13 protein-coding genes are annotated in these 12,916 nt (G+C 36.3%); 1 reads left to right on the forward strand and 12 read right to left on the reverse strand.

Features of this window, described 5'->3' with window-relative positions:
* Positions 1 to 9: 9 nt before the first annotated feature.
* From C2I06_RS10750 to safA, 8 genes are all read right to left on the reverse strand, one after another.
* Positions 10 to 216 (reverse strand): DUF2905 domain-containing protein, encoded by a 207-nt coding sequence (locus tag C2I06_RS10750; protein WP_095331631.1) that lies wholly within the window; start codon positions 214 to 216, stop codon positions 10 to 12.
* A gap of 50 nt (positions 217 to 266) precedes the next feature.
* Complete coding sequence (gene ruvB / locus C2I06_RS10755; RefSeq protein ID WP_095331629.1) at positions 267 to 1,262, reverse strand: Holliday junction branch migration DNA helicase RuvB; 996 nt, start codon at positions 1,260 to 1,262, stop codon at positions 267 to 269.
* A 59-nt stretch (positions 1,263 to 1,321) separates the two neighbouring features.
* On the reverse strand, positions 1,322 to 1,933 hold the full coding sequence (ruvA, locus tag C2I06_RS10760) for a Holliday junction branch migration protein RuvA (RefSeq protein WP_123258041.1): 612 nt from the start codon (positions 1,931 to 1,933) through the stop codon (positions 1,322 to 1,324).
* Between the two features lie 205 nt (positions 1,934 to 2,138).
* The gene (locus C2I06_RS10765; RefSeq protein ID WP_095331625.1) at positions 2,139 to 2,669 is read right to left on the reverse strand and encodes an intercompartmental signaling factor BofC; all 531 of its coding nucleotides are present in this window, start codon (positions 2,667 to 2,669) and stop codon (positions 2,139 to 2,141) included.
* A 234-nt stretch (positions 2,670 to 2,903) separates the two neighbouring features.
* Positions 2,904 to 3,824, reverse strand: coding sequence for an NAD-dependent epimerase/dehydratase family protein (locus C2I06_RS10770; protein WP_163185479.1), 921 nt, complete (start codon positions 3,822 to 3,824; stop codon positions 2,904 to 2,906).
* A 285-nt stretch (positions 3,825 to 4,109) separates the two neighbouring features.
* Positions 4,110 to 4,787 (reverse strand): YhcN/YlaJ family sporulation lipoprotein, encoded by a 678-nt coding sequence (locus C2I06_RS10775; protein WP_095331621.1) that lies wholly within the window; start codon positions 4,785 to 4,787, stop codon positions 4,110 to 4,112.
* Between the two features lie 109 nt (positions 4,788 to 4,896).
* On the reverse strand, positions 4,897 to 5,877 hold the full coding sequence (locus C2I06_RS10780; protein WP_164463669.1) for a phosphotransferase: 981 nt from the start codon (positions 5,875 to 5,877) through the stop codon (positions 4,897 to 4,899).
* A complete protein-coding gene (gene safA, locus C2I06_RS25820; protein WP_206427994.1) occupies positions 5,867 to 8,020 on the reverse strand; it encodes a SafA/ExsA family spore coat assembly protein in 2,154 nt (717 codons plus the stop codon). Before safA ends, C2I06_RS10780 begins: the two co-directional genes overlap by 11 nt.
* A 382-nt stretch (positions 8,021 to 8,402) precedes the next feature.
* Here safA and C2I06_RS10790 point away from each other — a divergent pair, with 382 nt between their 5' ends.
* Positions 8,403 to 8,945, forward strand: a complete 543-nt coding sequence (locus C2I06_RS10790; RefSeq protein WP_047943611.1) for a transcription repressor NadR — start codon at positions 8,403 to 8,405, stop codon at positions 8,943 to 8,945.
* 75 nt (positions 8,946 to 9,020) lie between these two features.
* On the opposite strand, the gene pheA is transcribed toward C2I06_RS10790, so the two are convergent.
* The 4 genes from pheA to C2I06_RS10810 form a co-directional block, all read right to left on the reverse strand.
* Positions 9,021 to 9,872 (reverse strand): prephenate dehydratase, encoded by an 852-nt coding sequence (pheA, locus tag C2I06_RS10795; RefSeq protein ID WP_095331605.1) that lies wholly within the window; start codon positions 9,870 to 9,872, stop codon positions 9,021 to 9,023.
* 117 nt (positions 9,873 to 9,989) lie between these two features.
* Positions 9,990 to 10,445 carry an ACT domain-containing protein gene (locus tag C2I06_RS10800; RefSeq protein ID WP_047943609.1) on the reverse strand — a complete coding sequence of 152 codons (456 nt, stop codon included), beginning with the start codon at positions 10,443 to 10,445 and terminating at the stop codon, positions 9,990 to 9,992.
* Positions 10,446 to 10,619: 174 nt separating this feature from the next.
* Positions 10,620 to 11,909, reverse strand: a complete 1,290-nt coding sequence (gene obgE / locus C2I06_RS10805; RefSeq protein ID WP_047943608.1) for a GTPase ObgE — start codon at positions 11,907 to 11,909, stop codon at positions 10,620 to 10,622.
* 192 nt (positions 11,910 to 12,101) lie between these two features.
* The gene (locus tag C2I06_RS10810) at positions 12,102 to 12,650 is read right to left on the reverse strand and encodes a Spo0B C-terminal domain-containing protein (RefSeq protein ID WP_095331603.1); all 549 of its coding nucleotides are present in this window, start codon (positions 12,648 to 12,650) and stop codon (positions 12,102 to 12,104) included.
* Between the last annotated feature and the right edge of the window lie 266 nt (positions 12,651 to 12,916).

The following is a 12,916-nucleotide window of genomic DNA, read 5'->3' on the forward strand; positions in this document are numbered from 1 at the left end:
AATCATTTTTTAGCGAAATTTCCCAATAAAATAAAAAACTAAAGATAAAATAATACTAATCACAATACAAGTTGTAATCGGAAAATAAAAAGTTGAATGCTCTTTTTTTATCAAAATGTCACCTGGAAGTTTTCCAATCGGGACTAACTGCATTACTAATCCAATAAGAAATACAATCACACCAATAGTCATTATATACTTAGGAATGTCATTCATTGTTTTCGTCCTTCATTTCGCATATTCTTTTTTATTATTTAGATGTTTCCTCAATCCAATTTTATATTTAAATGTTCATAAACAAGATGGGTGACACTTCTTCCTCTAGGAGTTCGCTGCAAGAAACCAATCTGCAGCAAATATGGTTCATAGACATCTTCAATCGTATGTGCTTCTTCTCCAATTGTAGCAGCAATGGTTTCTAATCCTACAGGTCCACCTTTAAATTTATAAATCATTCCTAGTAATAATTTATGGTCAATATGATCTAACCCTAAACGGTCTACTTGCAAAAGTTCAAGGGAATGATCTGCCAATTCTTTCGTTATCATTCCATCACCCTTTACTTGTGCAAAATCCCGCACTCTTCGTAAAAGGCGATTCGCAATTCGAGGTGTTCCTCTTGAACGTCTAGCAATTTCCCATGCGGCAAGGTCCTCTATTCCAATTTGAAGTACATCTGCTGTTCGGGAAACAATATCTTTGAGTTGATCTACCTCATAATATTCCAATCTAGATAGAACCCCAAAACGATCTCTTAACGGTGCAGAAACGGAACCAGCTCTGGTTGTCGCACCCACAAGCGTGAATGGAGGTAAATCTAGCCGGACTGACCGAGCGCTAGGACCTTTGCCTATTACAATGTCTAAACAGTAATCTTCCATTGCAGGATATAAGACTTCTTCAATAGCTCGCGGCAAGCGATGTATTTCATCAATAAACAACACATCACCTGGTTCTAAGGCAGTTAAAATTGCTGCTAAATCACCTGGTCTTTCGATTGCTGGACCAGCAGTTGTTCGAATATTAACTCCCATTTCATTAGCAATAATCGTAGCAAGTGTGGTTTTCCCTAATCCAGGTGGGCCATATAACAATACGTGATCGAGAGCTTCTTCTCTATATTTAGCCGCTTCAATAAACACTTTTAAATTTTCTTTTACTTTATCTTGCCCAATATATTCCTGTAATTGAATGGGTCGAAGACTTTTTTCAAATGATAAATCTTGATTATCTGCTTCACTTGAAATAATTCGATCATCCATAGCATTCACTCCTTTCTTCTAGATAGTCGTTTATCCAAAATTAATTCGTTGAACCACACTTATCTTTTTAAAAGAAGCTTTAATGCCAGTTTGATATAACCATCTGTTGTTAACTGTTCCTTCTTTAAATGTGGGATAATTTTTTTGACTTCTTTCTCCGAATATCCAAGTGCAGTTAAAGCAAGCATCGCTTCATCCATTGCTGAATCACTTTCTGCTTTCGCTACATGCTTATCTACTGTAAATAGATCCGGAGAGAAATCTGGCATAAACTCTGCTAATTTTCCTTTCAAATCCAAAATCATTTGTCTTGCTGTTTTCTTGCCAACACCAGGGAACTTCACAAGGAATACTTCATCTTCCGCTTCAATGGCGGATATTACTTGGCTCGGTTCTCCAGATGCAAGTATAGCCAATGCTCCCTTAGGACCAATTCCTGAAACGTTAAGGAGCTTTGTAAATAAAGCTTTTTCATCTTGCGAACGAAAACCGTATAAGCTAATATTATCTTCTCTAACATAATGGTATGTATATACAGTAATCTTACTACCTGAAAAAGCAGAAAACGAAAATGGATTAGGTGTTTTAATCTGATAACCAATCTCATTATTCTCCACTACGATGTATTCTGGTCCAACAAATTCTACATTCCCTTTTATATATTCGTACAAATTAATTTCTCTCCCTTATAAAGAAAACTTCCATAAATAGGGCTCCGTGCCCCTTGAGTGTGGGATAAATCCTAGCCCTTATTTTATCATACTATTTTGTAGAACTGCTATTATAGATGTTTTTCATAATATTCTTACAAAAAAACAAAAAAAGTGAGCAGATTCGACACATTTCATTGTGCTTCCTCTGTTCACTGCCAATTCCTTAATTAGTAGTTTCAATTGTTGTTAAGTTTTTAAAGGTTTCTAGTACTTTAACATAGCGATCTCTTGATTTAATCGGAATCCCTTTTTGTAAATCTTCATGTTGTTTCGATTCCAGTTTCTTCAGATCAATCTGGAAAAAGGACTGAATAATGTTCTCTTCAGCAGGTTTTCCATTATAAATGGTTAATATCCCTTCTTCATTAATACCAAAATAACCATTTGTTTTCAACAATGGTGATATATCATCAACTTCTTGTTTAAAAACAAGCTCCCTGCTTGTCATATCTACCAGCTGCCATTTATCATACTTTGACCAGAAATCTTCCATCGACCATACTGTCTCTTCTATTGTTTCTTCACTCATTTCTCCGTCTAAATAAATCCTTTGCAATACGACTTCCAACTTTTTAGGATTCTCATTTTGAGAGACACCGCTTCCAGTCTTTCCATATACTTGTCCATTAGATAAAAAGACAGTAAGAATACTGACAAGAAGAACAGTTGAAAATAAAAGGAATCTGGTTTTCATTATAACCACCTCTTCACATTACTCACAACAGTAGCTTTATTTCCAAGGAAATAGGGTACTGTCAATCTAAAGCTTGGTTTTAAAACAACCTTACTCTCTATTATTCTCACCATAAAAAATAATTTCATTCCTAATTTATAGCAATCTTATTCCGGAGGATTCTCTCATAACGTATTGTAGTACCTCACTCCAGTTTGCATATTCTTTTCCTATTGAAGAATCCTATTCAATAGTTCATTTTTCTTTTTTGGTGCCTATTTTTATATTATCTATCGCTAAACGAATCCCCTTTAAAAACGGCACTTGTGCCTGCCATCCTAGATGGACTTGTGCCTTCTTTATTGAAATTCTACTTTTCTCTCCTTCTTTCAAACCCTTGTGAGGGAGAGAATCCTCTTTTATCGACGACTGAATAATAGAGACAACTTCTTTCATCGAGTATTTTTCCATTGGACAAATATTAAAAATTTCATTCCCGCCTTTATTTAAACTAGAAACAAAGGCTCTAACAGCATCACTAATATATAGGAAATGCTTCTTATGTTCTCCATCTTTAAAACAATTAGACGGGCGATTTTCTAGCACATTTTTGATTGTTGTTTCCACTATATTGTCATTCTGATTATGGAAGGAATATTCTCCATAAAGAATAGGAAATCTTAAAATCGTATAAGAAAGACCATATAATGTATGATAATTTTGTATGTATTTTTCCACTATCTTCTTCGATAATCCTTCAAATAGTACTGGTTGTAAAGTCATATCCTCTGTGATCACTCCTTCCAAGTCCCCATAAACTGCTATGGTAGATGGAAAGATAATTTTTTCTACTTTAGCTTCCACACATGCTTCCAGTACTTCAATCGTACGGCCAATATTCTTCTCTGACTGTTCAAAGGAGTCTTTCATTTTGTTTGATATAATTGGCTCATTCGATAAGTCAATTACACAATCGATTTGATACTTTGCCATTAAACCTGCTAATTCCATCGTGTTTAAGAAAGTGTGTACTTGATGCTGAACTAGAGAGGTAAGGATACTATTATCATTTGCTTGATCAGCTACTATATGATAAATTTGCTTGTTTGAAAGTTCTTGCATTAGAGCATATCTAATTTTATTCTCTTGTCCACCTACGATTAGCACTCTCACCATATATCCCTCCGCCATTTTCGGCTTTTAACTAATTCTCTGATAGTTCTTTATAACGAATGTTTTTTTCATTATAAAGTATACATCTTTTCTTTTATAATTACAACAACTAATTCATTATATAGAACACCTTCTTTTCCTTCTTTCTTTTTTCTGTTAGTATTCATTCTTTTCTTCTTTTATAATTTGGGTGAATCTTGTCTACTTTTTTTAATATGTTCCTTATAAAGAACAAATGTATAAAAACTAACTCCAAGTGGTTTATTCCACTCAAAGTTAGTTTTTATTTTATCTGTTATCTCTTGCAGGATTTAAATCCTGAAAAATATTTTCAATATTATTGTTAATCGTTTGTCGCGGCTGACCATTTCGAATCGAACGATTTATATCTTCTATACTGTTAAATACTCCTCTATCTGTGACGACTGAAATATCTCTTCCATTTAGTAAATCATTTAGTTTGTCTTTTACCTGCGCTTTTGTTTTGGCTATATTCTTTGTGTTTTCAACTTCCAATGCAACTAAAACGTTCTCTCTATAAACAAGCGTCCGTGCATTTTTAACATTATCCATTTTAGTAACCCGATCGGATATTTTTTCAGCTAATTCCGTGTCATAGGATACTCTTTCATCCCGATCATTTGTATTTACGTTATCATGATCATTGTTGCGATTATTTATATTTCTAACGTTTGTTCCGTTTCTATTGTTTACATTTCGAACATTCGATCCATTTCTATTGCCTTCATCCCCAAAAGTATGGTCCATCATTTCTGTAATTGGTCCATCGTTATCTGTATTGCCGACGCCATTGTTTCCTTCATGCTGTTCATTTGAATAGTATCCAATCGGCCTAGTATTATTAAGGCGATTTCGATCAGCAGTCTCATCCTCATTTACACCACAACCTGTCAATCCAAAAGACAGTGTCAACAGAACTGGAGCAACTAGTTTAACTTTACGCATAGTAGAATTCTCCCCTTCATGTAAATCTCGAGCAATATCCTTGCTCTCTTTTATCTTCTACTGTTTGGAAAGAAACATACTGTAAAGTCTAGCCAGTCTTTTTCATGTCTTATGTTCCTACGAGTTGTTGAAGTTTTTGATAAAACTTCTTCCTCCTTTTATATTGATTAGTTGTTAGTAATTGTACTTGATCTAACAAGAAGTCATTATTTACATCTTTATTTCTGATTATTCTATTCCATTCCCTCAAAATATCTGTCGGATATATTAAAGCTGTTAAAAACCATTTATCTTTAAAAAGATCGGCATATACTTGCATTTTTTGTAAATCTTGTAAAGACCATCCTATATCAGGGAGAATGCGATTAGCAAATTGTAAATAGTCAGCAATTCGTGGACCAATACTTATTAAATCAAAATCAATTAAGTATAATTCATTATTCTTAACTCGTAAGAAATTATGATGAGCAACATCCCCATGTATGATTACGTTTGGGGTTGTGTCCAAGTAGTCCATTTGTTTTTTTATTAAACCAAATGAATAATCAGCCCATTCCATTATTTCCTCCGCTATGTCTTTTTTTATATATTGCTCAATAATTAGTAAATTCCCTCGAAATTCTTCTAGCCTTTGTTCAAATTTCTTTATTAAATGAAAAGTTGGCAAGATATACTTATATATTTCTACCAGTCGCTCTGTAACCGAATAATAATGTTCCAATAATTGAAGTGCTTCCCTTCTATTCCGCTTACTATGATAGGAAAAAGTATCTCTATGAGGGGGAAGATATTCAATCAGCCCATACACTTTATTATCGATAATGATTGGCTCATCATCGAAATCATAAAATTGATATGTCTGTGTAAAACCTTCTTGTTTAAGTGCTCTTGTAAAAGCAACTTGAACCTTGAGTTTTTGATAACTATTGTACCCTTTTAAAATTATCCAATATTGCTTCGTTTTTATTAGATATACATCATTTCTAATCCTGTTTAATTCGATAATTTGGATTGGTATTTTTTTTTCTAATAAAGAAAGGAGACGATAAAAAAAAGTATCGTCCCCTCTATGATAAAAATCATAGATCACTGCTTTCATCCTCTTGGTATCTTGGCATTCCAAATGGAGTACCTTGATTCATGCCATATGGATTCATAAATGGCGGCTGCCCAATAGTAGGATTATAAGGCGGTGTGAATACTGGAGCATTCCCTCCCGGTCCATATACAGGTGATGTCACGTCTGTAGAAACTGGCTGCGCCATACTACTACCTTCATATGATGGCGCTTCTTGATCTGCACCATAATTTTCCGTTGTATATGAGATTGGCGTATTTCCAACAGCATCTTGAGGATACGGAGATTGATTTATAGATGGTTGATATCCTATCGGATGTCCTCCCATTTCCATTCCTGAAGTGAATCCTCCCGCCATCGGATAGCCTCCTAATTCTAAGCCAAATCCTTGTGGCACTCCTCTCATATCCATTCCTGGATTAAATCCTCCACCCATTGGGTGTCCTCCCATTTCTGGGCCAAACCCTTGCGGCATTCCTCCCATTCCTGGATTAAAACCTCCACCCATTGGATGTCCTCCCATTTCTGGACCAAACCCTTGTGGCATTCCTCCCATTCCTGGATTAAACCCTCCACTCATAGGATGTCCTCCCATTTCTGGGCCAAATCCTTGTGGCATTCCTCCCATTCCTGGATTAAATCCTCCACCCATTGGATGTCCTCCCATTTCTGGGCCAAATCCTTGTGGCATTCCTCCCATTCCTGGGTCGAATCCTCCACCCATTGGATGTCCTCCCATTTGTGGGTCGAATCCTTGTGGCATTCCTCCCATTCCTGGGTCGAATCCTCCACCCATTGGATGTCCTCCCATTTGTGGGTCGAATCCTTGTGGCATTCCTCCTTTTCCTGGATTAAATCCTCCACCCATTAGATATCCTCCCATTTCTGGGCCAAATCCTTGTGGCATTCCTCCCATTCCTGGGTCGAATCCTCCACCCATTGGATGTCCTCCCATTTGTGGGTCGAATCCTTGTGGCATTCCTCCCATTCCTGGGTCGAATCCTCCACCCATTGGATGTCCTCCCATTTGTGGGTCGAATCCTTGTGGCATTCCTCCTTTTCCAGAAGTGGCTCCTTTCATCATTCCATCTACTTGAAAATTGCTTGCTGTAGGGAATGATGGACCACAACCACAATCCTCTTTAACAGGAAGAGTAATAGTCGGATGAACCGCTGTGTGCGTAGGTGCATTTGGTTTATGCGCAACATTTGGTTTTTGAGCTGCACCAGCTACATGGGAAGTAGGTTCATTCTCTATAGGCATCTGACTAAACTGAGCCCATGGTTTTTGACTATTTTCCTGTGGTATCTGATTAACATGGGAAGGCGCCTGATTTATAAAAGCAGAATAGGACGAGGAAGACTCTTCCCAATGGTGTTTTTCTGTAAATTCTACTCCAGGAAATGTTGGATAAACTTGGGATGCAACTTGTTCAACCGGAACTCCTTCAGGAGGGCAAACCCCTGGAGGAAAACCGCTACCTGGCATCATTGGCGATACTTCATAACAATAAGGCTGATAAGGGACAATGGGTGGACATACATCTTTTTGAACTGGTTCTTGATTTGGCAAAACAGGTGCAAGTTGTGTTGGTTCAGGCTTTGTTGGTGCTGGTTTGGCTGGCATTGGTTTTACTGGTGCTGGTTTGGCTGGTGCCGGTTTTACTGGTGCTGGTTTTACTGGTGCCGGTTTTACTGGTGTCGGTTTTACCGGTGCCGGTTTTTCTTTCATTTCCACATCAATATCCACATCAACATTAGTCATATTCATGGAATAATAATTCGTTATATCAATTTCGGGAATGATTGGAGCAGGCATTTTTGGTGTAAATGGTTTCTCTTTTGGTATCTCTTTTTTGGGCATTTCCTTTTTTGGCGCTTCTTTTTTTGGTGTTTCTTTTACTGGCATTTCTTTTTTCGGTGCTTCTTTCACAATTGGTTCCATCGTAATCGGCATTTCTTTTTTTGATCCCATTTGAGGAGCTTCTTTCTTTATACTCCCTCCTAAAGTAGGGACTTTAATTTTCATGCCAGGCATAATCATATCAGTATTAGTCAATTGGGAATTTAACGACTTTAACTCTTCGAAATTCACCCCATATTTTTTGGCAATTTCCCAAAGAGTATCCCCTTTCTGAACAATATGGATCTTCACTATAGATTCCCTCCTATGCATATGTCCATATAGTCTATGTTCACACTGCAAAATGGTTATCATTCTATTCAAAAATCTATGCGTTTTTTTTCAAAATATGTGTTCTGGTCGTACAAAGATTGCCCAGATCTTTGTCCTTCTTTTCGCCATTAATTTATAAAAATAAATTGGTTTATTCATTTAGATATTCTTTTGGTAAAATAGAAAGAAAGAAAAATAAATACTGAGTTCTCCCTTTCAAGTGAAACAGGCTAACTGCCACTATTTTTAAAGTAAATGCCAAATAAATTTGTGTTGTTACCTTTACCGGAGATAACAGAAAAAGCAGATAAAGAAAAGGAAGCTTTCTAATCAGAGTAACTGCAACAAAAGGAGAGATTGGATGACTGAATCAAAAAAAATGCTTGGTGAAGAAAGAAGGGCTTATATTCTTACTTTACTAAAAGAGAAAAATCGACCTTATACCGGCAGTGAACTTTCAAAATTGACAAATGTTAGTAGACAAATAATTGTTGGAGATATTACACTGCTAAAGGCGAAAAATGAACCAATTTTGGCAACTAGTCAAGGCTATTTATATTTACAAGAATCAAAACCGATGCTCTACGAAAGAATTATTGCGTGTAATCATCCACCAGAAAAAACGGAGGAAGAGTTAAATATCCTTGTTGATAATGGAGTAACTGTTAAGGATGTCACAATTGAACATCCAGTATACGGCGATTTGACGGCTTCCATCCTCGTCTCTAATCGAAAAGAAGTGAAACAATTTATGAAGAAAATTAAGCATACAAATGCTGCTTATTTATCTGAATTAACGGCAGGTATTCATCTGCATACCATTACCGCACCATCCCTTGATACATTACTAGAGGCAGAAGAAGCTTTACGAAAAGCAGATTTTTTAATGGAAGAAGAAGCTTAACGTAAATGACAAAAAATCACTAAGACTTTAATCGTCATTAGTGATTTTTTGTCATTCTTCGTATAGTGGTTCTATCTATTCCGTCATGTAATAAGGATAACTCCCCAGTATCTTTACTTCACAGCCTATTGCCTCTAATTCTGCAATAGCACCTGGTATTAATACATCATCCATTTTTCTATCTAAGTCAATAAGAAAGAAATAATTCCCTAATCCAGTTTTTGTTGGCCTTGATTCAATTTTCACTAAGTTTAGTTTTCTCCATGCAAAGGCAGACAATACTTGATGGAGAGCACCAGAACGATCGGCAGGCAAAGTGACCATAAGACTTGTTTTATGACCAACCAGTTGACTTGTTGTTGCTGAATAATGTACAGGATTTTTCGATAAAATGAGAAAACGAGTATGATTATTCATTGAATCATGAATATTATGTTTTACAATCTTCAGACCATATTCTTCAGCTGTTAGCAAATTGCCAATAGCAGCCCCGTTGATATGCGGATTTTCTTTAACAAACTGTGCTGCTGCTGCTGTTGACGTCATATACTCACAAGCAATCCCGTTTAATTCTGTATGTAGAAACTTATGGCATTGAGCAATTGCATGGGAATGACTATAGACTACTTCAATTTCTCTCCATGTGTCTTCCCGGAATGGATGAACCATTATATGTTGTTTTATCGGAACCGTCACTTCCCCATGAATAGGTAAAAATACTTCATGTATTAAATAATCTAATGTAATGTTGACCGATCCTTCTAATGTGTTCTCAACCGGAACTAAAGCAACATCCACTTTATCTTCCATCACAGCATCGAGGCAATTGGGAATGGTTAGAAAAGGAATGGATTCCACCCCAGGAAATTGCTGATTTACCGCCATATTTGTAAATGTTGCTTTTGGACCTAAGTAGCCTACTTTCACTTCTTTCTCCTCCAAAAAAAATTATTTATTCTGAATTTAATCTTTATAAAAAGAAGATTGACTGAAAAAGTCATCTTCCTAATAAACAACAGGGTCTCCTTATAAATAAATGACTTTTTATGCGCCCGTACTCAAAACGTCCACTTTCTCCACAAATTCAAGCATACGCAATCGCTCTAACAACATATCAATGGATATTTCCATTTCTGCGGTATTTAACGACAGTGTTACATTGGCTCTTCCTTGCAGCGGAATCGTTTGATGGATTGTCAGTACATTGCATCCAGCAGAAGCAACAACACTTAGCAATTTAGACAAGGTACCCGATCGGTCTTCAATATAAAAGAATAACGTAATCAATCTTTCTTTCACTATTGTGTGGAAAGGAAAGATTGTATCACGATATTTATAAAACGCACTTCGGCTTAGGTCTACCTTTTTTACTGCCTCATGGACAGATTCTGCTTTTCCTCTTTCTAAGAGCTCTTTAGCATCTAGGGTTTTGCGCATTGCCTCTGATAGTACATCTTCTCTTACAATAAAAAATTTATGATCTATTTTACTTTGTTTCATCTGCTCACCCCTATAAGGTATAACGGATACTTAATATGTATGATAGAAATAACTCTGGTTTATAAGAACTAGACATTTCGATTTAGTCATTCTATTCCGTATGAGAAACTGCCCTCTCGTATTATTTATTTTTACGAGAGGGAAGATCTTTCATCTTTTTTAAACCATGTTTTCTTAGTCAATGAATTCAAATTCATATTCCATTAACTTTACAGTATCTCCATCTTTAGCGCCACGCTGACGTAATGCTTCATCGATGCCCATGCCGCGCATTTGACGAGAGAATCTGCGAACAGACTCATCACGAGAGAAATCTGTCATCTTAAATAGCTTTTCAATACCTTCACCTGAAAGAACAAAGCTACCATCAGGATCTCTTGTAATATAGAATTGACGCTCATCTACTTCATGTTTATAAACAACGCGGTGAATACCTGCTTCCTCTTCTACTTCCTCTAATGGGAACTCAGGAGTATTCTCTAATTTATCCGCAATTGCAAAAAGAAGTTCACGCAGACCTGATCTAGTTAAAGCGGACACTGGAAAAATTGGATAGTCTTCCTCTAATTTTTCTTTAAATACTTTAAGGTTTTCTTCTGCATCTGGCATGTCCATTTTATTAGCAACAATAATTTGTGGTCTTTCTAATAAGCGCATATTGTATTCCTGAAGCTCGTTATTAATCGTAACATAGTCCTCATATGGGTCTCTGCCTTCAATAGCAGCCATATCAATCACATGGACAATAACTCTTGTACGTTCAATGTGACGAAGAAACTGATGACCTAATCCGATACCCGAATGAGCTCCTTCAATTAACCCCGGCAAATCCGCCATAACAAAACTTCTATTATCTTCTGTTTCCACCATTCCTAAATTAGGAGCGATTGTTGTAAAATGATAGTCAGCTATTTTTGGTTTGGCAGCAGATACAACAGACAGCAATGTAGATTTACCAACACTTGGGAATCCAACTAAACCAACATCTGCTAATACCTTTAACTCCAGAGTAACATCTCTTTCCTGACCTGGTTCCCCATTTTCCGATAATTCTGGGGCAGGGTTAGATGGACTTGCAAAACGAGAATTTCCTCTTCCTCCACGACCGCCACGTGCAATTACTGCTTGTTGGCCATGTTCAGTTAAATCCGCAATAACTTCTTTTGTATTCGCATCTGCAACGATTGTACCAGGCGGAACCTTGACAATCATATCTTTGGCATTGCGACCATGCTGATTTTTTGACATTCCATGCTCTCCGCGAGGTGCTTTGAAATGACGTTGATATCGGAAATCCATTAAAGTACGCAGACCTTCTTCTACTTGGAATATTACATCTGCACCTTTTCCACCATCGCCACCAGCTGGGCCACCTTTTGGAACAAACTTTTCTCGGCGAAAGGCTACCATACCATTTCCGCCATCTCCGCCCTTCACATAAATCTTAACCTGATCCACAAACATAAATTTATTTCCTCCTATTAAGAAAAACATAAGCAGCTTACTTGTCTAATAGTGAACAAGGACTAATCCTTATGAAAGGAGGGTTGCTCTCCTCACTAGAAGGACTAATTATTTTATTCCTACAAACATTTGCAGCTATTTTTTCTAAAAATCACAATTTTCTTTTATGCTATTGCAAACAAGTCCTTCTTATTATTTACCTGTTTGCTCTCTATCCATCCAAACTTCAAATAGGAGTTCTTCTTTTCTCATTTCAATATTTTCCAATTTCAAATGAGAAAAAGGTTGATGAAGAAATTGAAACATAGATTCACTATCTAGCAGCTCTCCGTTAAAATCAACATACAAACGAAATCCTTCTACCATGGAATGAATGGAGATGTATAAATGATTATCTGCAAAGGGTTTGCTATATTGATTTAACGTCTGGAAAAATAAGGTTGTCCATTTGGCAAGTATTTCATCTTCTGTCCCTTGACATTTTTCTTCGGCCAACACTTCATATTCCAATCGAAAATAATAATTTTCCCAGTTTGCGATTAATAATTTTGTAGCAAATTGTGGAATATCTAGATTTGATAACTTAGCTTCTTGTTTTGTCTCTGTAATAATATCATTAATAATTTCTTTCACTCGATCCGGTTTATTTAAATCCAAATTCCCTTTTATCAATTGAATTTTATTTAGCCAATCATGACGAACATGTCTTAAAAACTCTATCGTATTCCAGTCTTTATTCATTCTTGTACTCCTACAAAGGTTATTAAGTCTTAGAAGACTGCTTGAAGTAAGTATAACAAAAAATGAACCATCTATGAACAAAAACGATAACTCCATCATGTTAGCCATTCAATTATATCCACTTGAACTTTAGGTTTTTACTACTGGAAAATATGAATTAAAAAATACCCGTTTTCTAAAAGTTCTATCCAATTTATGCACCAAGTTATTTTGGATTGATTCGATCAAGAAATGTTGAAAGCGAAGTATATGAAGACTGTGGTAAC

The organism is Niallia circulans (assembly GCF_003726095.1).
Lineage (GTDB): Bacteria > Bacillota > Bacilli > Bacillales > Cytobacillaceae > Niallia > Niallia circulans_A.